The sequence below is a fragment of the Actinoplanes sp. CA-252034 genome, from assembly GCF_050956125.1.
GTDB lineage: Bacteria > Actinomycetota > Actinomycetes > Mycobacteriales > Micromonosporaceae > Actinoplanes.
The window spans coordinates 6471615-6492403 of the sequence record NZ_CP191846.1 but is presented as its reverse complement, the minus strand read 5'-3'; the positions used below and the strand labels follow the sequence as shown (position 1 = coordinate 6492403).

General features: G+C 71.2%; 21 protein-coding genes. 11 read left to right on the top strand and 10 right to left on the bottom strand.

Annotated elements, in window-relative coordinates; translation table 11 throughout:
- Positions 1-17: 17 nt before the first annotated feature.
- Entirely contained in the window at positions 18-956 is a 939-nt protein-coding gene (locus ACQPZW_RS30005) for a saccharopine dehydrogenase NADP-binding domain-containing protein (RefSeq protein WP_433789390.1), read from the top strand.
- Here the strand turns inward: ACQPZW_RS30005 and ACQPZW_RS30000 are convergent.
- A complete protein-coding gene (locus ACQPZW_RS30000) occupies positions 861-1829 on the bottom strand; it encodes a LysR family transcriptional regulator (protein WP_433789389.1) in 969 nt (322 codons plus the stop codon). The genes ACQPZW_RS30005 and ACQPZW_RS30000 overlap by 96 nt on opposite strands.
- Positions 1830-1901: 72 nt before the next feature.
- On the opposite strand from ACQPZW_RS30000, the gene ACQPZW_RS29995 reads away from it, so the two are divergent.
- The 5 genes from ACQPZW_RS29995 to ACQPZW_RS29975 all read left to right on the top strand — a co-directional run bounded on the left by ACQPZW_RS29995 (position 1902) and on the right by ACQPZW_RS29975 (position 7812).
- A complete protein-coding gene (locus ACQPZW_RS29995) occupies positions 1902-3032 on the top strand; it encodes an NAD(P)/FAD-dependent oxidoreductase (protein WP_433789387.1) in 1131 nt (376 codons plus the stop codon).
- A 17-nt stretch (positions 3033-3049) separates the two neighbouring features.
- Entirely contained in the window at positions 3050-4447 is a 1398-nt protein-coding gene (gene hglS, locus ACQPZW_RS29990) for a 2-oxoadipate dioxygenase/decarboxylase (RefSeq protein WP_433789386.1), read from the top strand.
- The gene (gene amaB, locus ACQPZW_RS29985) at positions 4444-5958 is read left to right on the top strand and encodes an L-piperidine-6-carboxylate dehydrogenase (RefSeq protein WP_433789385.1); all 1515 of its coding nucleotides are present in this window, start codon (positions 4444-4446) and stop codon (positions 5956-5958) included. The genes hglS and amaB overlap by 4 nt, the downstream gene beginning before the upstream one ends.
- 609 nt (positions 5959-6567) lie before the next feature.
- Positions 6568-6888: a MerR family transcriptional regulator gene (locus tag ACQPZW_RS29980; protein ID WP_433789384.1), complete on the top strand. Its 321-nt coding sequence runs from the start codon at positions 6568-6570 to the stop codon at positions 6886-6888.
- A 69-nt stretch (positions 6889-6957) separates the two neighbouring features.
- Complete coding sequence (locus ACQPZW_RS29975) at positions 6958-7812, top strand: hypothetical protein (protein WP_433789383.1); 855 nt, start codon at positions 6958-6960, stop codon at positions 7810-7812.
- Here the strand turns inward: ACQPZW_RS29975 and ACQPZW_RS29970 are convergent.
- Positions 7781-8233 carry a hemerythrin domain-containing protein gene (locus tag ACQPZW_RS29970; RefSeq protein ID WP_433789382.1) on the bottom strand — a complete coding sequence of 151 codons (453 nt, stop codon included), beginning with the start codon at positions 8231-8233 and terminating at the stop codon, positions 7781-7783. The two genes, ACQPZW_RS29975 and ACQPZW_RS29970, sit on opposite strands and share 32 nt — an antisense overlap.
- 202 nt (positions 8234-8435) lie before the next feature.
- Here ACQPZW_RS29970 and ACQPZW_RS29965 point away from each other — a divergent pair, with 202 nt between their 5' ends.
- Complete coding sequence (locus tag ACQPZW_RS29965) at positions 8436-8645, top strand: hypothetical protein (protein WP_433789381.1); 210 nt, start codon at positions 8436-8438, stop codon at positions 8643-8645.
- A gap of 36 nt (positions 8646-8681) precedes the next feature.
- Here the strand turns inward: ACQPZW_RS29965 and ACQPZW_RS29960 are convergent, their stop codons facing one another.
- From ACQPZW_RS29960 to ACQPZW_RS29950, 3 genes are all read right to left on the bottom strand, one after another.
- Positions 8682-9671, bottom strand: coding sequence for an ABC transporter permease subunit (locus ACQPZW_RS29960; RefSeq protein ID WP_433789380.1), 990 nt, complete (start codon positions 9669-9671; stop codon positions 8682-8684).
- Complete coding sequence (locus ACQPZW_RS29955) at positions 9668-10654, bottom strand: ATP-binding cassette domain-containing protein (RefSeq protein WP_433789379.1); 987 nt, start codon at positions 10652-10654, stop codon at positions 9668-9670. Before ACQPZW_RS29955 ends, ACQPZW_RS29960 begins: the two co-directional genes overlap by 4 nt.
- A gap of 79 nt (positions 10655-10733) precedes the next feature.
- A complete protein-coding gene (locus ACQPZW_RS29950) occupies positions 10734-11432 on the bottom strand; it encodes an SDR family NAD(P)-dependent oxidoreductase (protein WP_433789378.1) in 699 nt (232 codons plus the stop codon).
- A gap of 153 nt (positions 11433-11585) precedes the next feature.
- Between ACQPZW_RS29950 and ACQPZW_RS29945 the strand changes: the two genes are divergently transcribed.
- The gene (locus tag ACQPZW_RS29945; RefSeq protein WP_433789377.1) at positions 11586-12161 is read left to right on the top strand and encodes a dihydrofolate reductase family protein; all 576 of its coding nucleotides are present in this window, start codon (positions 11586-11588) and stop codon (positions 12159-12161) included.
- Here the strand turns inward: ACQPZW_RS29945 and ACQPZW_RS29940 are convergent.
- Genes ACQPZW_RS29940 through ACQPZW_RS29930 form a run of 3 tightly spaced genes read right to left on the bottom strand, consistent with a single transcriptional unit; the run spans position 12143 to position 14233 of the window.
- Positions 12143-12853 carry a helix-turn-helix domain-containing protein gene (locus ACQPZW_RS29940; RefSeq protein ID WP_433789376.1) on the bottom strand — a complete coding sequence of 237 codons (711 nt, stop codon included), beginning with the start codon at positions 12851-12853 and terminating at the stop codon, positions 12143-12145. The genes ACQPZW_RS29945 and ACQPZW_RS29940 overlap by 19 nt on opposite strands.
- A gap of 20 nt (positions 12854-12873) precedes the next feature.
- Entirely contained in the window at positions 12874-13581 is a 708-nt protein-coding gene (locus ACQPZW_RS29935; RefSeq protein WP_433789375.1) for a VIT1/CCC1 transporter family protein, read from the bottom strand.
- 1 nt (position 13582) lies between these two features.
- Positions 13583-14233, bottom strand: a complete 651-nt coding sequence (locus ACQPZW_RS29930) for a class I SAM-dependent DNA methyltransferase (protein ID WP_433797657.1) — start codon at positions 14231-14233, stop codon at positions 13583-13585.
- 212 nt (positions 14234-14445) lie between these two features.
- On the opposite strand from ACQPZW_RS29930, the gene ACQPZW_RS29925 reads away from it, so the two are divergent.
- Both ACQPZW_RS29925 and ACQPZW_RS29920 read left to right on the top strand, forming a co-directional pair.
- The gene (locus ACQPZW_RS29925; protein ID WP_433789374.1) at positions 14446-15765 is read left to right on the top strand and encodes a lipase family protein; all 1320 of its coding nucleotides are present in this window, start codon (positions 14446-14448) and stop codon (positions 15763-15765) included.
- A 96-nt stretch (positions 15766-15861) separates the two neighbouring features.
- Positions 15862-16386, top strand: a complete 525-nt coding sequence (locus tag ACQPZW_RS29920) for a gamma carbonic anhydrase family protein (protein WP_433789373.1) — start codon at positions 15862-15864, stop codon at positions 16384-16386.
- Here the strand turns inward: ACQPZW_RS29920 and ACQPZW_RS29915 are convergent.
- Together ACQPZW_RS29915 and ACQPZW_RS29910 are read right to left on the bottom strand one after the other, a co-directional pair.
- Positions 16353-17792 (bottom strand): diguanylate cyclase, encoded by a 1440-nt coding sequence (locus ACQPZW_RS29915; protein WP_433789372.1) that lies wholly within the window; start codon positions 17790-17792, stop codon positions 16353-16355. The genes ACQPZW_RS29920 and ACQPZW_RS29915 overlap by 34 nt on opposite strands.
- Before the next feature lie 40 nt (positions 17793-17832).
- Positions 17833-19347, bottom strand: a complete 1515-nt coding sequence (locus ACQPZW_RS29910; RefSeq protein ID WP_433789371.1) for a ricin-type beta-trefoil lectin domain protein — start codon at positions 19345-19347, stop codon at positions 17833-17835.
- Between the two features lie 313 nt (positions 19348-19660).
- Between ACQPZW_RS29910 and ACQPZW_RS29905 the strand changes: the two genes are divergently transcribed.
- Complete coding sequence (locus ACQPZW_RS29905) at positions 19661-20746, top strand: ABC transporter substrate-binding protein (RefSeq protein ID WP_433789370.1); 1086 nt, start codon at positions 19661-19663, stop codon at positions 20744-20746.
- Positions 20747-20789 lie beyond the last annotated feature (43 nt).

Below are 20789 nucleotides of genomic sequence, written 5' to 3'. Positions count from 1 at the left end.
AAAAACATTCTCATAGCGTGACTACAAAAACATTGATCGTCGGCGGTTACGGAGCGGTCGGTCGCGAAGCCGCCACCGGGCTGGCCGGGCACACCGAGGTCGTCGTCGCCGGGCGCAACCCCGAGCGGGCGAGAGGTGTCGCCGCGATCCGCCTCGACCTCGACGACCCGGCCGGCATCGACGCCGCCCTGGACGGGGTCGACGCCGTGCTCATGTGTGTCGAGCACGGCAACGCCCGTCTTGCCCGGGCCTGCCTTGACCGAGGCATCGGCTACGCCGACGTGACAGCCACCCCGGAAGTGATCGCGGAGCTGGAGAAGGTGGGGCAGGGCAACGCGCCGGTGGTGCTCAGCGTCGGCATCGCACCCGGTGTCACCAACCTTCTGGCCAGGCACGTCAGCGACCTCGCTCCGGGCGAGCCGGTCCGGATCGGCGTCCTGCTCGGCTCGGGGGAGCGGCACGGCGCCGCCGCCGTAGCGTGGACGATCGACGGCCTGGGACGGGAGAAGGGCACGTGGACCGCCGACTTCCCCGCCCCGTTCGGCCGCCGGACCGTGCACCGGTTCCCCTTCTCCGACCAGCACACACTGGGGCTGCCGGACGTCCGTACCGGATTGGCTCTCGACTCGCGGTCCTCGACCGCGCTGTTGGGTGCGGCCAATCGCCGGTCCGTCGCGAAGGTCCTGAGGAGCCCGGTGATGCGGCCCGTCACCGATCGCGTTTTCGGCGGCCTGCACCTGGGCTCCGACGGTTTCGCGGTGATCGCCGAGGCCGGCGGCGTCCGGGCCTCGTTCACCGGCCGCGGCCAGAGCCGCGCCACCGGCCTGGTCGGCGCCCACGTGATCCGCCGCCTGCCCGGGCTACGACCCGGAGTCGCCCACCTGGAGAGGCTCGTCGGCCCCACCGAATTCCTGACCGCCCTGACCGCCGAGGGGTTCCAGCTGGAGCTCCCGTAGCACCTGGAGGACGGCGGCGACGTTGGGCCGGTGCTCGGCCGAGGAGCGGACCACCGCGACGATGTGCCGCTCGAAGGTCTCCACCAGCGGCAGCACGTCGAACCGGGACGGCCGCAGCCGCAGCATCAGATCGGTGACCGTGCTGAGACCGATGCCGGCCTCGACCAGCGCCAGCGACACCGCCGTGTCGACGACCGAATGCCGCAGCGCCGGCTCGATCCCGGCGCGCCAGCAGGCGGTACGGATCGCCAGGCCGTAGTGGGTGTCCTCGGGCGGCAGGATCCAGCCGAGCGGCGGCCCGGTCGCGGCCAGGCTGATCGGTCCGGCCGGCAGTGTCCCGGTCGGCGCCGCGAGCGAGAACCGCTCCCGGTGCAGCAGCATCACCCGCAGCGACGGGTCCCGGCGGATCGGCACGTCCGGATACTCCAGCCCGACCGCGAGATCGACCGTCCCGGACGCCACCACGTCGTAGACGTCGTCGACGACCAGCTCCCGGCTGCGCACGACCAGCTCGGGATGGCGCTGCGCGACGCGTGCCAGCATGACCGGCAGGATCTCGGCGGCCGCCGTGGCGAAGAGCGCCATCTGCAGCTCCCCGGCGACCCGGCCGGCGCTGCGCTCGAGAGCGGCCGTGGCGGAGGCCTCGATGTCGAGGATCTGCTGGGCGTGGCCGGCGAACGCCAGCCCGGCGTCGGTGAGCTCCACACGCCGCCCGACCCGTCGCAGCAGCGGCACCCCGGCCGCCCGCTCCAGACTGCCGAGCTGCTGGGAGATGGCTCCGGGCGTGTAACCCAGCGCGGCGGCGACCGCGGTCACCGTGCCGAGGCGGCGCAACTCGACGAGCGACCGCAGCTGCACGCTCGTCCAATCCATATAGAGAAGCTAAAGGATTTCGCCGACAGATCAGGAATGGACGTCAACGAAACCGGCGGCCGACTATGAGACATGGGCAAGGTCGTGGTCATCGGCGGCGGCGCGATCGGCGTCAGCATCGCCTTCCATCTGGCCGAGGCAGGCGTACGCGACGTCGTGCTCCTGGAACGCGGCGAGCTCGGCGCCGGCTCCACCTGTAAGGCCGCGGGCGGTGTCCGCGCGCAGTTCTCCGACCGGATCAACATCGCGCTGGGCGCCCGCAGCCTCGCCGCGTTCGGGCGGTTCGGCGAGCACCCGGGGCAGGAGATCGACCTGCACCGGGTCGGCTACCTGTTCCTGCTGTCGACGCCCGAGGACGTGAAGTCGTTCGAGGACGACGTCGAGCTCCAGAACGAGATGGGCGTCGACAGCCGCATGATCGACGTCGCCGAGGCCAAGGCGCTGTCCCCGCTGATCGACACCGACGGGCTGCTCGCCGCCGCCTGGTCACCCGACGACGGGCACTGCACCCCGGAGTCGGTGGTGCTCGGCTACGCCACCGGCGCCCGGCGGCACGGCGCGACCCTGCTGACCGGGGTCACGGTCACCGGCATCGACACGGCCGGCGGCGAGGTCCGTACCGTGCACACCGATCGTGGCCCGATCGACGCGGACGCCGTCATCTGCGCGGCCGGCGCCTGGTCGGCGGCGATCGGCGCGATGGCCGGCGTCGACCTGCCGGTCACCCCGCTGCGCCGGCAGATCATCTTCACCGAGCCGATGCCGGATCTGACCGGGACCGTGCCGTTCACCATCGACTTCGCTTCGACCTTCTACTTCCACCGGGAGGGCCGTGGTCTGCTGATGGGCATGTCCGACCCGGAGCAGGAGCCCGGCTTCCACCTCGACTACTCCGACGAGTGGCTGCCCCGCTTCGGTGCCGCCATGGGCCGTCGGGCGCCCGGCCTGCTCGACGTCGGCCTGGGCAACGGCTGGGCCGGGCTGTACGAGGTGACCCCCGACCACAACGCGATCATCGGCCGGTCGGCGAACTTCCTGTACGCCACCGGCTTCTCCGGCCACGGCTTCCTCCAGGCGCCCGCCGTCGGCGAGGTGATCCGCGACCTCCACCTGGACCGGACGCCGTTCGTCGACGTGGCACCGCTGTCGGCCGACCGCTTCGCCGACGGCGCGCCCGGTCGTCCGGAAACGCACATCGTCTGAGGAAACGGGAGGACCTGATGAGCACGATCGCCCCATGGCGGCTGCGAGCCGCCTTCGCTCGGCGCCTCTCCACCATGTACGGCCGGGAGGTGCCCGCCTACAACACGCTGGTGCAGGTCTCCGAGGAGGTGAACCGCGACGTCGTCGGCCGCGACGGCGACGCGGCGCAACGGCTCGGCACCATCGACCGGATCACCGCCGAGCGCCACGGCGCGATCCGCGTCGGCACGCCCACCGAGCTGGCCCAGGTGGCCCGGATCTTCGGCGCGCTCGGCATGCGCCCGGTCGGCTTCTACGACCTGCGCGAGGCCGCGAGGAGTGCCGTCCCGGTGATCTCCACGGCCTTCCGCCCGGTCGACGCCGACGAGCTGGCCCGCAACCCGTTCCGCGTCTTCACCTCGATGCTCACCCCCGCCGACCCGCGGTTCTTCAGCCCCGAGCTGCGCGCCCGCCTGGAGCGCTTCCTCGCCACCCGTGAGCTCTTCGGCCCGGAGCTGCTGGCTCTCGCCGACCGGGCCGAAGCCGGGCAGGGCCTGCCCGAGGCCGACGCCGAACGTTTCCTCGAGCTCGCCGTCCAGGCCTTCGAGCTGTCCCCCGAACCGGTCGACCGCGCCTGGTACGCCGAGCTCGAAGCGGTGTCCGCGGTCGCCGCCGACATCGGGGGAGTGGGCAGCACCCACATCAACCACCTCACCCCGCGGGTGCTCGACATCGACGACCTCTACCGGCGGATGACCGAGCGCGGCATCGAGATGATCGACACCATCCAGGGCCCACCCCGCTGGCGCGGCCCCGACGTGCTCCTCCGGCAGACCTCCTTCCGGGCGCTCGCCGAGGCCCGCGCGATGCGCGAGGCCGACGGCACGATCGACACCGGCGCACTGCGCGTCCGGTTCGGCGAGGTCGAGGCACGCGGCGTCGCGCTCACCCCTGAGGGCCGATCACGGTACGACACACTCCTGACCGAGATCGACCGGAGGCTGGCGGGTAGTCCCGGGCGTGGCCGCGCGGACGTGGCCGTCGAGGTCTGGGAGCAGGGCCTGCCCGACACCGAAGCCGGGCTGCGAGAGCAGGATCTCGCCTACTTCACCTACACGGCCGTTTCCGCGCGCCCGGACGGCGTACCCCCGGAAAGCCTCTCCGACCTCGTCGAACAGGGCTGGGTCACGGCCACGCCGATCGTCTACGAGGACTTCCTGCCCCGCTCCGCCGCCGGGATCTTCCAGTCCAACCTCAGCGGCGAGGGCAGCCGCGACATCCGGGCCGCGGGCATCGGCTACGACCGGGAGTGGCTCGCCGCCGCGATCGACCGAGAGATTCACGACCCTTTCCATCTGTACGCCCGGGAGCAGGCCGTTTCCCTCGAAGCGGTCGCCGCGGACCTGAATCTGACGACGCTGAAGGACACACCGTGAGCAACCTGCCGACCACCCAGCAACTGCGTGACCGCGCGCGGGCGAGCCTCGACCGGATCGGGGTGACCGTGCCCGAGGGCGACGACCTGCACGCGCGGTCACCTATCACCGGGGAGCGCCTGTTCGGGCTGCGGGCCACCACCGCCGAGCAGGCCGAACAGGCGATCGGGGAGGCCGCGGAGGCGTTCCGCACGTGGCGCACCACGCCCCCGCCCGTCCGTGGCGAGCTCGTGCGAACCCTCGGCGAGCTGCTGCGCGCCCACAAGTCCGACCTGGCCGATCTGATCACCATCGAAGCGGGGAAGATCCGCTCCGAGGCGCTCGGCGAGGTGCAGGAGATGATCGACATCTGTGAGTTCGCCGTCGGGCTGTCACGGCAGCTCTACGGGCGTACCATCGCCTCGGAAAGGCCCGGCCACCGCCTCGCCGAGACCTGGCATCCGCTCGGTGTGGTCGGGGTGATCTCGGCTTTCAACTTCCCCGCGGCCGTCTGGTCGTGGAACACGGCCGTGGCCCTGGTCTGCGGCGACGCCGTGGTGTGGAAGCCCAGCGAGCTGACGCCGCTGATCTCGCTCGCCTCCAGCCACCTGCTGGACCGGGCCGTCGAGCAGACCGGCGCGCCGCGCGAGCTGCACCGGCTGCTGCTCGCCGGCAGCGACGTGGGGGCGCGGCTGGTCGACGACCCGCGGGTGGCTCTGGTCAGCGCCACCGGCTCCACCCGGATGGGCCGCGAGGTCGCCCCGCGTGTCGCCGCGCGCTTCGGCCGGGTGCTGCTGGAGCTGGGCGGCAACAACGCCACGGTGGTGGCCCCGTCCGCCGACCTGGACCTGGCGTTGCCGGGCATCGTGTTCGCGGCTGCCGGAACCGCCGGGCAGCGCTGCACCACCCTGCGCCGCCTCATCGTGCACCGCGACGTCGCCGACCGGTTGGTGGAGCGGCTCGCCGGCGTCTACGGCCGCCTGCCGATCGGCGACCCGTTCGCCGACGGAACCCTGGTCGGCCCGCTGATCACCGACGCCGCCGCCGACGCGATGGCCGCGGCCCTGGAGCGCGCACAGGCCGACGGCGGCAAGGTCGTCGCCGGCGGCCGGCGCCTGGACACGGCCGGCGGCGCCTATGTCGAGCCGGCGATCGTCCGGATGCCGCGGCAGTCCGCGATCGTCCGGGAGGAGACGTTCGCCCCGATCCTGTACGTGCTCACCTACGACACGTTCGAGGAGGCGGTGGCCCTGCACAACGACGTGCCGCAGGGCTTGTCGTCGTCCATCTTCACCCGCGACCAGCAGGAGGCGGAACGTTTCCTGGCCGCCGACGGCTCCGACTGCGGCATCGCCAACGTCAACATCGGCACGTCCGGCGCCGAGATCGGCGGAGCCTTCGGGGGCGAGAAGGAGACCGGGGGCGGCCGGGAGTCCGGTTCCGACGCGTGGCGTGCCTATATGCGCCGGGCCACCAACACCGTCAACTACTCCAGCAGCCTGGCCCTGGCCCAGAACGTCAGCTTCCTCTGACCCCGCCGGGCGGCCTGGGCATGGAGGCACAGAAAAACTGGCCCATCGGAACTAGATTTTCTGCGCAGGCGTGGGTAGTGTCGTCCTTGTTGACAGCAAGGTCTTCGTAAAAACGCTGACGAAGGCGTGCCGAGCGTCAAGCAGGGCCCGGATTCTCGTGGCTCGCTCGGCACCGCGATGGAGACCGTTCTCCGTCGCCGAGTGACAACAGGGTTCGTCGCACGTGTGGGGGCCGCGAAATCGCAAGGGGCTTCCACGCCGGCGGACAGCAACCCAGCAATACCGGTAATCAAGGAAGAGCAAGTAGCACGGCAACACCAAGTAGCACAGCAACACGGAACTCAGAGGAATGGGAGGGCTGGACACCGTTGGATCGCCCGCTACCAGGTCGATGTCGGGCCCGGAAGTGGACACCGCAGTTGCCTTTGATTGAGAGGTGGTCTCCGGTCACGCTACAGCGATCCTCGCACTACGAGCCGTCCACGGCGGCGTGTGCGAATACGACAAAACCGATGAACCTATCGGTTGATGGTGTTTAACCCATAAACCCTGGGCCCCGGCGCTTGAGCGCCGGGGCCCTCGTCACGCGTTTGGATCAGAAAGGTCTAGATGGCACGTTCCGAGGCCATGTTCGATGACGACGACTACCCCGCCTACACGATGGGCCGCGCCGCGGAGATCGTCGGCGCCACACAGGAGTTCCTGCGCCGCCTCGGCGAGGAGGGCCTCGTCACCCCGTTGCGCTCCGCCGGAGGGCACCGCCGCTACTCCCGCCACCAACTGCGTCTCGCGGTGCGAGCCCGTGAGATGGTCGACTCCGGCACCGCGCTGGAGGCGGCCTGCCGCATCATCCTGCTCGAGGACCAGCTCGACGAAGCGCGCGAGGAGAACCGCAGGCTCCAGCACGAAGGCTCGACCGACTCTGCCTGAGACCCCGGTGGCCCTTCCTCTCGGGAGGGCCTTCTCGGCGGCCGGCTCGCCACGGACTGAGGAACGATCATGGGTGTGGGGCAGGCGCCGGACTGGGTTCTCAACGGGGAACCGCCACCGCCGGTGCTGTGGGCGGTGGTCAACCTCGACGAGGCCGACCTGGAGATCGCCCGGCTGTGGCACGACGCGGCGGAGGCGGCACTCGGGCCGATGATCAGCCCGGTCGGGGCGCCCCGGTTCCGGCGCGTTCACCACGGCTTCCACGGCGTGAAGGTGCGGTGCCACTCCTGGGCGGCGATGTTGCATCCGAGCCTGCAGAGTGCGCACGTGACCTGGGGCTACCGCGACGATCCGGCGCACGGGCCGGTCGAGGACGTCCGGCTGGGCGCCTGGCAGCACGAGGAGCCGTACCTTCAACTGGACCTCGCCGTCCGGCTTGCCGACCCCACCGTCATGCCCGCGCTCGCCGACGCCGTGGTGGGGGTGGTCCGGCAGGTCGGCGATCGGGTCGATCTCGGGTATGGCGAGATCACCGACCGCGTCCGGATGGGCCCGTCGACCGATCTCGACTACGCGCTGCAGCGTCGGGACGAGGAGAGCCTGCGGGACAGCCATCGGTATCTGCGCGGCTACGGCTGGGTGACGATCTGCCCCGCCGCGATCGGGAAGGTGCTCGGCGGGGCGGCCGCGATGCGTGACAGCGGCGCGTTCACCGAGGTCGCCGAGTTGGCCCCGGGTGGCCTGCTGCTGCGGGCCACCCGGACGACTCTCGACTACGACGACGCCGCGGTCCGTCGTGTGTTCGACGCGCTGCGGCCGGTCCTCCCGCCGGGACTGCCACAGCAACCGCGGTACGAGACGTTGCCGCATCTGGTGCTGGAGGACGCGAGCCTCACAGCGGACCCAGCGCCTCCTGCGGGCTGACGTGCAGGTCGAGGGACTCCAGCACGGTCAGGAGCATGCGCTCCTCGTACCGGAAATGGTTTTCCATGATCGCGCCCACGCCCTCCAGATGCCGTTCGAGCTCCTCCGGCCCGGCGGAGCGCTCCGCGGCGGCCCGCAGGCCACCGAGCAGATGGTCGATCATCGAGTGGTCCTGTTCGAGTTTCCGCAGCACCGGGCGCAGGTCCGGATGGGCGGCGGCGATCGCCGGGAACAGGGTGCGGTCCTCGCCGCGGTGATGGCCGTCGAGGGCCGAGCAGAACCCGCGGCAGTAGAGCAGCAGATCGTCGACGGCTAGATCGTCCGACTCGAGGGTCAGACGGAGCGCCGCACGCAGGCGCGCGTGCACCTCACGCATTTCTTGAGCCCAGGCCACGAACCTGGTCGTCTCGCGCTCAGACACGCGAAGACGAAGGGCACGACAGCATCGTGGTCTCCTTCGGTCGGGCGCCTCCATGCCTGACACGGTCTGCCACCGGCACGCGACGCTGCCCCGGACCTTACCCGAGCAGCGCCGGGAACGTGGGCCCGGCGGGCCGCTCCCGCCGGCGCGGTTCCACCCGTTCATTCTCCCCGCAGCAGCGATGCTGCCTACGATTCACCTGGTGGAACCGAGCGTGGAGGAGGGCCGGGCCATGTCGAACTGCTCGGCGGAGGCGCACAGCCGCCGTCCGCGCCGGGTCCGTCCGGCGCCCCGGCGGTTCATGGACCATCTCCACTACACCGAGCCGGACCTGTGCTGTTTCCTGCCGTGGGTGCGGACCCATCTGACGAGGTCGCACCTGTGCATGATCGTCACCTGCGGCCAGGACTGAGCACGGGAGAGCCCCGAGGGCTCTCCCGTCAACGGCTCAGGTGATGTCGCGGCGGCGCATCGCCCACATCGACGCGCCCACGACCAGCACCGTGATGATCGCCATGCCGATGCCGGCCGTCTGCCACGTCAGCGTGAACGTCTCCGGCTCGCAGTTGCCGTCGGACGAGTAGTTGCACGAGTTGTAGTTCGGCAACTCGAGCTCCTTGAAGATCCATCCGTAGATCCACGCCGGTCCGAGCCAGGCCTCCGGGTATTTCGCCCCGCCCAGCTGGGCCATGATGTAGACGCCGATCTGCAGCGCTCCGAGGCCGACGAGCGCGCCCATCGCCATGCCGGTGTGCCGGCCCAGCGACGCCAGCGCGAACCCGAGGGCGGCGGCCACCACCACCAGGGCGATGCCGCGCAGCCCGGTCAGGCCGAACGACTGCCACACCCCGGGGGTCATCTTCTCGGTCGTGCCCCGCAGTTGGGCGATCAGCGTGAAGGCGCCCGTCCACAGCGCGCCGAGCAGCAGCGTCAGCCCGGTGAACCAGCCCAGCAGGACGGCCAGCTTGGTGCCGAGCACCTGCAGCCGCCGCGGCCGCCACAGCAGCAGGTTCATCATGCCGCCGCTGTTCCACTCGGAGCCGACGAAGGACGCGCCGATCAGGAACCCCGCCGCGGCGAGCACCACCGCGAGCAGCGCGATCATGTCCGGATACTCGGCCCTCAGGTCGAAGGTCTCCGGCATGTACCAGGTGTAGTCGAAGTCGGACTGCGACGGCGTCCACGGCTGGCAGGCCGCCGCGTTGGTCGGGTTGGCCTCGAGGCAGCGCTGCTGCTCCTCGGCCGCCATCTTCACGGCTTCCTGGTAGTTGCGCTCCGCCTCGGCCTTCGCCGAGGCCACCTGCGCCGGGCCGACCTTCTGAGTGCTGAGGAAGCTCCCGACCACGGTCGCGGCCAGGATCAGCAGGACGCCGATCAGGATCACCGAGGTGAAGCGGCGCCGGAACAGGCGCCGGGTCTCCGCACGTGCCAGGCTCATTGGCCCCATCCGTTCTTGGCGCCGCTGATCGCGGACTCGTCGACCTGCCGGTTCTGCCCGGCGACCGGCGCCGTGCCGGTCAGCTCGAGGAAGACGTCCTCGAGGTCGGCGGAGACCGGGGTCAGCTCACTGACGTAGACACCACGCTGGGCCAGAACCTTGGTGATCAGGGCCGGGTTGGACGCGTTCGCGACGGTGAAGTGGTCGTTCTCCAACGTCACCTGGGCGCCCGCCTCCCGCAGCGCCTTCGCCGCCTCCAACAGGTCCACGCCCGTCTCCAGCCGCACCCGGACCATGCCGGACTTGTGCGAGGCCAGCACCTCGGCCACCGAACCGGAGGTCACCCGGCGGCCCGCCGAGATGATCGTGACGGAGTCGCAGATCAGCTGGATCTCACCGAGGATGTGGCTGGACAGCAGCACCGTCATCCCGGATTCGGACAGGTCGCGCATCAGCGTGCGCATCTCCCGGATGCCGCCCGGGTCCAGACCGTTGGCGGGCTCGTCCAGAATGAGCAGCTTCGGTTCCTTCAACAGCGCCGACGCGACCGCCAGCCGCTGTTTCATGCCGAGTGAGTAGGTCTTCACCCGCTCCTTGGAGCGGTCCCGCAGGCCGACCAGGTCGAGCACCGCGGGCACCCGGCTGCGGTTCACGCCGCCGGCGTCGGCGAGCAGGCTCAGCGTCAGCTCAGCGGTGAAGTTGGGGAAGAACTGCGGGCTCTCCACGATCGCGCCGACCTGTCCGGCGACCTCCGGCAGATGCTGGGGCACCTCCCGGCCGAGGATCGCCATGCGGCCGCCGTTGGGCTCGATCAGCCCGAGCAGCGTACGCAGAGTGGTGGTCTTGCCCGAGCCGTTGGGCCCGAGGAATCCGTGCACCTGGCCGGCTTCGACGATCATGTCGAAGCCGTCCAGTGCGTTCCGGACACCTTTACGGCTGCGATAGGTCTTTCGCAGCCCGGATATCTCGAGTACGGGGGTCACTCGGGGGACCCTAGATCACCGACGCCACTCTTCGATGTCCCGAGAAAATGCCATACCCGTCAGAGGTACGGGCGACAGCTCACCAGGGAAGCGGTCCGAACCGGTCGAGGTAGCGGCCGGTGCCCGCCTCCACACTCTCGGTCGCCAGAGTCACGATCGCGTCGGTCCCCTCGGTGACCGTCTGCGGCCCGCTGTTCCCGTTCAGGTCGGTCGCGGTGTATCCCGGGTCGACGGCGTTGAACCGGATGCCGGTGAACGCCTTCGCGTACTGCGTCGTCAGCATCGTGACGGCCGCCTTGGACGCGTTGTAGAGCGGCGCCACCACCGACGACTCCACCCGGGCCGGGTCGTGGGTGAGCGCCTGCGACCCGAGCCCGCTGCTGACGTTCACGACGGCCGGGTCGGTGCCGGCCTGCAGCAACGGGAGGAACGCGCCGGTCGTTCGTACGATGCCGATGACGTTGGTGTCGAAAACCCTGGTGGCGTCGTCCGCGTGCAGCTCGGTGGCCTGCGTCTGCGGGCCGGAGATCCCGGCGTTGTTGATCAGCACGTCGACGTGGCCCTCGTGGGCGGCGACATCGGCGGCCGCCGCGGCCACCGAGGCGTCGTCGGTGACGTCGATGGCCACGAACCGGCCACCCACCTCGGCGGCGGCCTTGCGCCCCCGGTCGGCGTCGCGCGCCCCGACGAGAACGGTGTGCCCGAGCTGCGCGAGCCTGCGGGCGGCCTCGAAGCCGAGCCCCTTGTTGGCGCCGGTGATGAAAACGGTCTTTGACATGCCCCCACCCTCCGCCGCCGTGGCCGGGTCATCCAGAGACCGCTGCACGGTAGGACCCTCAGTACCACCCACCGCTGTCGTTTCCGTCCAAGACGCGCGCCCGGCGGCGCTCTAGCGTGGACCCGGCAGCCCGCCCCGGCAGGAGGAGAGACAATGCGTGACCTCGTCTACACCGGTTTCATGTCGCTGGACGGCGTCGTCGACTCACCCGGCGGAACGGAGGAGGGGCACCGCAGCGGCGGATGGGTGTTCAAGGACCTGGAGTTCGTCCCCGAGGCCTGGTCGCTGAAGGGCGAGGAGCTCGCCGACACCACGGCTCTGATGTTCGGGCGGCGCAGCTACGAGGCGTTCGCGTCGGCCTGGCCCGGCTCGGAGGACCATGCCGCCTACCGTGACCTGCCCAAATACGTGGTGTCGTCGACGCTGGCCGACGGCGCTCTGGTCGACGGGTGGGGGCCGACGACGATCCTGCGCTCGGCCGAGGACGTGGCCGCGCTCAAGGCGGGCGAGGGCGGCGCGATCTTCATCCACGGCAGCGCCGAGCTGGCGCGGCGGCTGTCCGACGCGGGCCTGATCGACCGCTATCACCTGCTGGTCTTCCCGGTGCTGCTCGGTGCCGGCAAGAGCCTGTTCGGCCGGGCCGACCGCGACAAGCACATGCTGACGCTGCGCGAGTCGCAGAGCTACCCGAACGGGATCCTCAAGCTGGTCTACGACGTCCGGCGCTGATCGAGGTCGAGGGCGATCGCGCCGCCGACGCCCGCACGCAGCTGCCGTGCCGTCCGGCCCACGTAGGAGCGCAGCGCCCGGGCCAGGTGCGGCTCGTCGAAATACTCCAGCTTGGTGACGACCTCCCCGGCCGGCTCGCCGGCGGCCAGCAGCTCCGCCGCCGTGCGTGCCCGCTCGATCTGCCGGACCGCGCCCCGGGTCATCCCGGTCGCGGCGCGGAACCGGCGCTCGACGGTGCGCCCCGAGACGGCCGGGCGCCCACCGCGCAGCAGCTCGGCGACGAGCGGATCGCGGACCACGATCCCGGCCCGGACCAGCCGGTCGACCAGGGCCTCGGCGTCGTCGGGCCCGGGGGTCGCCCAGCGGGAGCCGTCCAGCCGGAACGTCCGCCGCGTTGTGTCGGGCAGCTCGATGCCACCGTCGACCAGAGCCGGGGTGGCGATCGCCCGTAACGACGTGCCGACGGCGAACTCGATGCCGGTGAAGGTCGCCCCCTCCGGCACCGGGGCCGTGCCGGTCCGGGTCTCCGGGCCGGTGACGCCCGCGAACGCCCGCCCGGCCCGCTCCCAGAAGACCAGCCCCCAGCGCACCCCGGCGACCGACGTCATCGTGGTGACCCGATCGCTCGTGCACGTCCACACGCTGTCCACCCACGGCGAATCCGATCGCCGTGTCCCGAACCGCAGCCCCACGGCCCGAAGAGTACGCCCGGTCAGCCGACGGCCGCACCGGCCAGCGTGCCGACGCCGTAGGTGACCGCCATGCCCGCCGCCCCGCCGAGCACCAGCCGGGCCACCGCGCGGCCCGGCCGGGCGCCACCGAGGCGGGCGCTCAGGTAGCCGGTGGCGGCGAGCGCCAGCAGGACCACCAGGAAGGTGGCGGCGACCCGGATCCCCGGCGGCGGCAGCAGGATCGCCCCGAGCGGCAGCAGCGAACCGGCGGTGAACGACACCGCCGACGCGACGGCCGCCTGCCCCGGACTGGCCAGCTCGGCCGGATCCAGATGCAGCTCGATGTCGGCGTGCGCGGCGAACGCGTCCCGCTCCGTGAGCTCCCGGGCCACCAGCCCGGCGGTGTCCGGGCTCAGGCCCTTCGCCTCGTAGAGCGCGGCCAGCTCCTCCAGCTCCTGCTCCGGGAACCGGGCCAGCTCGTCGCGCTCCTTGTCCAGCAGGGCCCGCTCGGTGTCACGCTGGCTGCTGACCGACACATACTCCCCGAGAGCCATCGACACGGCGCCGGCCACCAGACCGGCCACACCCGCCGTCGCGATCGGCCCGGTGGCCGTCGTCGCCCCGGCCACCCCGATCACCAGGCCCGCCGTCGACACGATGCCGTCGTTGGCGCCGAGCACGCCGGCCCGCAGCCGGTTGAGCCGCCCGGACAGGCCGGTGTCGTGCGGCTCACCGGGATGCGGATTCATCTCACGAGCGTAGGGGCAGGCCGGCGCGCACGGCCAACGTGCCGTCGCCGGACAGGCGCCCGCGGTAGGTCGCGGCCAGCGCCCCGTGCGGCCGGTGCGTGCCGTCGGACGCACGCAGCAGCCGTTCGGTCTCCACGAAACCCGCCGCGGCCAGCCGGGCCGCCAGCTCGTCGGGCGGCCAGCGGTAGCCCGTGGTGACCTTGTGGTCGAACGGTTCCACGGCGTCGCCGGTGAAGAACCCGATCACCAGACCGCCGCCGGGCGACAGCAGCCGCCCGAACGAGGCCAGCACCCCGTCCAGCTCCGGCGGCGGCAGGTGGATCAGTGAATACCAGGCCAGGATGCCGCCGACCGAGCCGTCGGCGAACGACAGGCCGGTCAGCGAGCCCACCCGGTAGTCGCCGCCCGGATGGGCGGCCCGCGCGTGCGCGATGAACTCCGGCACCAGATCGACACCGATCGCGTCGGCACCCCGACCGCGCAGATGGCCGCTGATGTGGCCCGGCCCGCACCCGAGATCCAGCACCGGCCCGGGCCTCCCGGTCAGGTGACGTCCGATCAGGGCGAGGTCGTCACCGTGCACCTTGTCCTCGGTGCCGAACAGGTCGATGTAGAGCCCGGCGACGGAGGCATAGGCCTCCCGGACACGCATGTCGGCCACCGGGTCACCCTATCCCGGCGACGGAGACCTTCTTCGGTACGGTCCGCGCGCCCCCGCCGCGCGCAAGAGGCCACCTCGAACCGCTCATTCGCTGATCAACCGCAGGTCACGCTTGCGGGTAGACGAGAAATGAAAGCTCTGGAGACTCTCGTTTCCGTCTGGTTACCTTCCGGTAACCAGTGTTGAGCCCCCGGAGGCCGTACATGTCCGTACGCACCCGCTTCTCCGTCGCTCTGATCGCCGCCACGCTCCTCGGTACAGGTGGCGCCGCTCTGCCCGCCCAGGCCGCCGTCGTCTCCCGCGGCGTCACCGTTCCCGCCTTCTACACGCCACCCGCGACGCTGCCGGCGGCCGACGGCGCTCTGATCCGCACCGAGCCCCTGCCCCTGGCGCTGTCCCTGCCCGGCATCGACGGCACCCTGCCCGGCCGGGCCACCCGGATCATGTACAAGTCCACCGACTCCACCGGGAACCCGGTCGCCGTGACCGGCGCGTACCTGGAGCCGGCCGCCGCCCACCGGGGACCCCGTCCTCTCGTGGTCCTCGCTCCCGGCACGATGGGGCAGGGCGATCAGTGCTCCACCTCGCTGGCCCTGCAGCGCGGCCTGGTCCTCGGCGCCGACGACGGGCAGACCACGGTGTCGATCGGCTACGAGGTGCTGGCCATCTACCGGCTGCTGGCCAGGGGGATCGCCGTCGTGCAGACCGACTATCCGGGCCTCGGGACCACCGACCGGGTGCACACCTACGTCAACCGGGTCGACTCCGGGCACGCCGTGCTCGACGCCGCCCGTGCCGCCCGGGCGCTGCCGGGCACGTCGATCACCGCGGCGTCACCGGTCGGGCTCTACGGCTACAGCCAGGGCGGCGGCGCGGTGGCCTCGGCGGCCGAGCTGCAGGTGACATACGCGCCGGACGTCCCCGTGACCGCCACGTATGCCGGTGCGCCCCCGGCCGACCTCGCCGCCGTCACCAAGGCCATCGACGGCAGCGAGCTGCTCGGCGCGCTGGGCTGGTCGGTCAACGGGTTCGCCCAGTCCGAACCGGGCCTGCGGCCGCTGCTGGACCGTTACCTGAGCGCGTCCGGCCGGGCCGTGCTCGAGGACCTGTCGACCATGTGCGTGGGGGACGCGATCTTCGCGTACGCGGGCCGGCGCAGTACCGCCTGGACGACGAACGGCCAGTCCGTCGCCGACATCGTCGATGCCGAGCCGGCGCTCCGGGCGTACCTCGGAAAGCAGTTGATCGGAACCCGCAAGCCGGCCGGCGTGGTCCGGGTGGCGACCGGCGTCTTCGACAACCTGGTGCCGCACGGCCAGGCCCGGACCATGGCCGCCGCCTGGTGCCGCCTCGGCGGCTCGGTCGTCTACGCCCCGGTCGCGCTGCCGTGGACGGTGAGCCCGTTGCTCAATCACTTCGGCCCGCTGCTGTCCGACCAGGGCACGGCGGTCGACTGGCTAGCCCGGCGGCTGGCCGGCTCGAAGGCGTCCTCCAACTGTGCCGCGCTACCGCTGATGCCCTGACCGCGGTTCGCGACGACCGGCCGGTCAGGGGGACGGCGGCACTCCCTGCCCGGCGGCGGCCGTGAGCCGGAACCGCCCGGCCAGTACGATCACGCTGTGATCGAGATCGACGGCCACGCCCCGCACGTCGCGCCCACCGCCTGGATCGCGCCCGGCGCGGTCGTCGCCGGCCGGGTCACGCTCGGCCCGGACAGCAGCGTCTGGTATCACACGGTGGTGCGCGCCGACCTGGACACGATCAGCATCGGCGCGGGCACGAACCTTCAGGACGGCACGGTCGTGCACGCCGATCCGGGTTATCCGGTGACCGTCGGCGCCAACGTCAGCGTGGGCCATCGTGCCGTGCTGCACGGCTGCACCGTGGAGGACGACGTGCTGATCGGCATGGGCGCGATCGTGATGAACGGGGCGCACATCGGCGCCCGCTCGATCGTCGCGGCCGGCGCGCTGATCCCGGAGGGTGTCACGATCCCGGCCGGCTCACTGGTGCTCGGCGCGCCGGGCCGGGTGCGCCGGGAGACCAGCGCCGACGAGCACGCCGCCATCGCCGCGAACGCCGCGGTCTACGTCGAGTTGGCCGCCCGTCATCAGGCCGCCACCGCCGCGACCGGCGTGGAGTAGCCGACGACCCGGTCCCGGCCGGCCGCTTTCGCCTCGTAGAGGCGCTGGTCGGCGAGGAGTGTGAGGTGCTGTGACTCGGTGCCGTCGGCCGGGCGGCAGGCGATGCCGACCGAGGTGGTGACGGTGACGGCCGTGTCCGGCCCGACCTCGACCGGCGTGTCGCGGACGGCGACGTGGATCCGCTCGGCGACGGCCCGGGCCTGGTCGGGGGTGACGTTCGGCAGCAGGACCGCGAACTCCTCACCACCGTAGCGGGCGACCATGCCCTGAGCGCCGACCGCGCCGGTGAGCCGGTGGGCGACCTCGCGCAGGACCCGGTCGCCGCCGTCGTGGCCGTACGTGTCGTTGACGTTCTTGAAGTGGTCGATGTCGAGCAGCAGGACCGCGGCGGCCGATCGCTGCCGTGCCGGGCTGTTCAGTGCCACCTGGAAGTGGCGGCGGGTGCGCAGCCCGGTCAGCTCGTCGGTCGCCGCCATCCGCCGCTGTGTCACGACGAGCCCGGCCAGACGGGCGATGACCAGCAGGAACAGGGCGGCGCAGGAGGCGCAGACGACCGGGACGTGCAGGGGCGCGCCGCGCAGGTATTGCACGAGCAGGGCGGCCGGGGCGACCAGGGACGCCAGCGCGAGCGCGGCCAGCCGGCCGGTGCTCAGGTCGGGGGTGGCGGTCGGGGCCCGGGCGTCCACGTCGCGCAGGGACGGGTGCAGGCCGGTGAGCCCGAGCAGCAGGGTCGAGGCGGTCCACAGCAGATAGGCCAGGGGCATCCACCGGTCGTCGCCGGAGAACGCGGAGACGGAGCTGATCGTGTCCGGGACGATGATCAGTGCGAGGTAGCCGGTGATGCAGCGGACGGCGACCGACTTCGGGCCGGCGTCCAGCAGCAGCCGTGCGCCGAGCGTCGCCAGCAGCAGGTCGGACAGCGGGTAGGCGGCGATGACGGTGCGGGCCGTGAGGTCGGCGGCGCCGCCGACCGCGGGATGGATCACATGGATCCAGGAGAGCAGCCAGGCGGCTACCGTGATGATCCCGGCGTCGACCACTCCGGGCAGGTCCCACCCGGGGGTGCGCCGCCGCAGGATCAGCACCAGGCTGAGCGCGCCGACCCCGGAGCTGGCCAGCAGCAGCGCATCGGTGACCGTCGGATGGGCGCCGCCCGCGAGCACGCTCGGCGGCAGTGCCGGGGTGACCGTCACCAGCAACTGGGCCATGATCAGCAGCCACGGCCATCGCGACGCCGGGCGGTGGCGGCGGAGGCCGTACAGCATGGCGGTGATCGCGCCCGCCATCGCCGCCAGCGACAGCAGGCTGACGACGGCGACCGGCGCGGCGGTCATCAGGGCGGACGCGTACGCCGTGAGCACCAGCACGGTGAACACGACGTACGCCGTCCACGGGGTCCACTTCATCGAGGAGAAGGTCGGCAGATCCCCTGGTGACCTGAGGCCGTCAGCCGCGACGCCACTTCTGGTTCTGGGTTCCGGCGCAGTCCCACAGCTGCAGTTGGGCGCCGTCCTCGCCGTTCCAGTCCTTGATGTCGACGCACTTGTTCGCCTGCGGGTTGACCAGGTCACCGGCCGCGCTGAGCACCCACTGCTGGGCCGGGTTGCCGCTGCACGTGACGATCTGCAGGATCACGCCGCTGGCGGTGGAGCCCCACGGCACGTCCAGGCACTTGTTGTTGCCGGTACGCAGGGCGCCGCCGACCGCCTCCCACCGCTGGGCGGCCGAGCCGTTGCAGTTCCACATCTGCACGAGCACGCCGTCGGAGAAGTTGCCGTTCGGCACGTCGAGGCACCTGTTGTTCCAGTTGCTGACCACGGCGCTGCCGCCACCCCCGCCTGAGGTGGTCAGCGACAGGCCGTACACCGAAAGGATCTCGTTGACCGGCTGGAACCACATGGTCCCGCCGCTGGTGCAGTCGCCGCTGCCGCCGGAGGTGACGCCCTGCGCCTGGTTGCCGGAGATCCACGACCCGCCGGAGTCCCCGGGCTGGGCGCAGGCGTTGCTGCGGCTCAGGCCGGAGACGGCGCCCTGCGCGTAGTTGATCGTCTCGTTCTTGCCGAGCAGGGTGCCGCAGCGCCAGCCGGTGGTACGCCCGGAGCGGCAGATCGAGCTGCCGATGGCGGCCTCCTGCGACCCGGCGACGATCACGTTGCCGCCGGAGTAGTTGTTGACCCACGGCTGGGAGACCCAGTTGCCGTTGGTGCGCACCCAGGCGTAGTCGTTGCCGGGGAAGGACGAGCCGGCGAACGTGCCCTGGGCCACGTTGTTGAAGCCGAGGGTCGGGCTTCCGGTCCCGCCGCAGTGCCCGGCCGTGACGAAGCCGCCGGCCACCGCGAACCCGACCGAGCACAGTGTGTTCCCGTTGATCACGTACTGGTCGCCGCCGCGGATGTCGTACATCGGCTGCGGGCGGGCCGTGGTGACGGTCCGGACGGTGACCGTGGCCGCTCCGCCGGCCCGGGCGAACCGGCGGGCCTGGGCCTCGGCGCCGGCCGCCGCGGTGATGACGACGCTGTTGGACTCCGGGTCGACGTGCCAGCTGTGCACGGCGTCCGGCGCCGCGTCGCCGTGCTCGTCGAGTCGGGCCTTGGTGACGGCGAGGGCGCTCTCGCCGCGTTCGACGACCTTCGCGACGGCGCCCTCGGCGCGGACGGCAGCTACGTCGGACGGGCTGGTGACGGCGACGGTCAGGCGGGTGGCGCCGGCGGGGATCCAGGCGCCGGCGAACCGTTGGCCGAGCTTGGCGCGCAGCCGTTTCTCGACGACCGGGGCGGTGGCCTCGACGGTCAGCCGCCGGGCGATCTGGTCGTCGTCGAGGCCGAGGTCACGCTTCATGGCGTCGAGCATGCCGGGGGAGAGGGCCGGGGGCTGCGGTGCCGGGGGCGCGGCGAAGCCGGGGGTGGGGCTCAGTGTCGCGGCCAGCAGGAGCGCGGCGCCGAAGAGTGCGGGACGGAGCATGGTTCGTCCTTTCTTGCACGCACTTGACGGGGGAAAGAGAGCGCTCTCACCGGCAGAGTCTTGTGACCGCTAAGGTAACTGTCAACAAGGTTCAACAAAATATGTCGATGTCCCACGGCGGTTCGGTTGCCAGGCCGGAGGGGATGCGACAGGCTGTCATCTGGAACATGTTCGTTTCAGTTAGGTTTCCGGGCAAGTCCTTGACAGAAAAAGTTCGATGGTGCGTGAATGTGTCCCACCGCGAGTCATTCTGCGGTCACCCCGGGACATCACCGCGGCCAGCAGCCGCTTTCTCTCGCAAGGAGTTCATGCAATGAGTGTTCGGTCGAACAGGTGGCGGCCTGCGGCCGCCGTGCTCGGCGCTGCCATGGTGCTGACCGGCGCGAGTGCCTGTGCCAAGTCCGAGGAGAGCCCCACCGGTAGCGCCGCCGGTCCCGCGCCGGCCGCGTCGCAGGTGGTCCAGTCGGCCGCGCCCGGCGCCGCCACCTGCACCATCGACCAGTACGGCGGCACCAGGATCGACCTCAAGACGGCCAAGGTCGGCTTCTCCCAGTCGGAGAAGGAGGCCAACCCGTTCCGGATCGCCGAGACCAAGTCCATCGAGGACGAGGCCGCCAAGCTCGGCATCACCAATCTCACAACAGCGAACGCGAACTCACAGTTCAACAAGCAGATCAGCGATGTCGAGCAGATGATCGACTCGGGCGTGCAGCTGCTGGTGATCGCGCCGCTCAACTCCGACGGCTGGGACTCGGTCTTCGCCAAGGCGTCGGCCAAGAAGGTCCCGATCATCACGATCGACCGCAAGATCAACGCCACCCCGTGCAAGGACTACCTGACCTTCATCGGCTCCGACTTCGCCGAGCAGGGCAAGCGTGCCGCCGACGAGATGGCCAAGGCCCTCGGCAACTCCGGCGAGGTCGCGATCCTGCTGGGCGCCCCCGGCAACAACGTGACGACCCTGCGGACCAGCGGCTTCAAGGACCAGATCGCCAAGATCGCCCCGGGCATCAAGGTCACCTTCGAGCAGACCGGCAACTTCTCCCGCGAGGAGGGCCAGAAGGTCACCGAGCAACTGCTCCAGTCCAACCCCGACATCAAGGGCATCTACGGCGAGAACGACGAGATGGCGCTCGGGGCCGTCACGGCGCTCAAGGGAGCCGGCAAGAAGGCCGGCGACGTCAAGATCGTGTCGATCGACGGCACCAAGGGCGCCGTCGAGGGCATCGTCAACGGCTGGATCTCCGCTGTCATCGAGTCCAACCCGCGCTTCGGCCCGCTGGCCTTCGGCACCGCCGGCAAGTTCTTCGCGGGCGAGGCGGTCGGCCAGGACATCATCATCTCCGACCGCGCGTACGACACCACCAACGCCAAGACCGACGTCGGCAGCGCCTACTGATCGCGAGGGCGTCCGGCGTCCGCGCCGGGCGCCCTCCCAACCC

What these genes read in the sequence shown, in the direction of transcription:
- ACQPZW_RS30000 (WP_433789389.1), bottom strand. Translation starts at nt 1,829, where the DNA reads ATGGATTGGACGAGCGTGCAGCTGCGGTCGCTCGTCGAGTTGCGCCGC.
- ACQPZW_RS29995 (WP_433789387.1), top strand. Translation starts at nt 1,902, where the DNA reads ATGGGCAAGGTCGTGGTCATCGGCGGCGGCGCGATCGGCGTCAGCATC.
- hglS (WP_433789386.1), top strand. Translation starts at nt 3,050, where the DNA reads ATGAGCACGATCGCCCCATGGCGGCTGCGAGCCGCCTTCGCTCGGCGC.
- ACQPZW_RS29980 (WP_433789384.1), top strand. Translation starts at nt 6,568, where the DNA reads ATGGCACGTTCCGAGGCCATGTTCGATGACGACGACTACCCCGCCTAC.
- ACQPZW_RS29975 (WP_433789383.1), top strand. Translation starts at nt 6,958, where the DNA reads ATGGGTGTGGGGCAGGCGCCGGACTGGGTTCTCAACGGGGAACCGCCA.
- ACQPZW_RS29960 (WP_433789380.1), bottom strand. Translation starts at nt 9,671, where the DNA reads ATGAGCCTGGCACGTGCGGAGACCCGGCGCCTGTTCCGGCGCCGCTTC.
- ACQPZW_RS29950 (WP_433789378.1), bottom strand. Translation starts at nt 11,432, where the DNA reads ATGTCAAAGACCGTTTTCATCACCGGCGCCAACAAGGGGCTCGGCTTC.
- ACQPZW_RS29945 (WP_433789377.1), top strand. Translation starts at nt 11,586, where the DNA reads ATGCGTGACCTCGTCTACACCGGTTTCATGTCGCTGGACGGCGTCGTC.
- ACQPZW_RS29935 (WP_433789375.1), bottom strand. Translation starts at nt 13,581, where the DNA reads ATGAATCCGCATCCCGGTGAGCCGCACGACACCGGCCTGTCCGGGCGG.
- ACQPZW_RS29930 (WP_433797657.1), bottom strand. Translation starts at nt 14,233, where the DNA reads ATGCGTGTCCGGGAGGCCTATGCCTCCGTCGCCGGGCTCTACATCGAC.
- ACQPZW_RS29925 (WP_433789374.1), top strand. Translation starts at nt 14,446, where the DNA reads ATGTCCGTACGCACCCGCTTCTCCGTCGCTCTGATCGCCGCCACGCTC.
- ACQPZW_RS29915 (WP_433789372.1), bottom strand. Translation starts at nt 17,792, where the DNA reads ATGAAGTGGACCCCGTGGACGGCGTACGTCGTGTTCACCGTGCTGGTG.
- ACQPZW_RS29910 (WP_433789371.1), bottom strand. Translation starts at nt 19,347, where the DNA reads ATGCTCCGTCCCGCACTCTTCGGCGCCGCGCTCCTGCTGGCCGCGACA.
- ACQPZW_RS29905 (WP_433789370.1), top strand. Translation starts at nt 19,661, where the DNA reads ATGAGTGTTCGGTCGAACAGGTGGCGGCCTGCGGCCGCCGTGCTCGGC.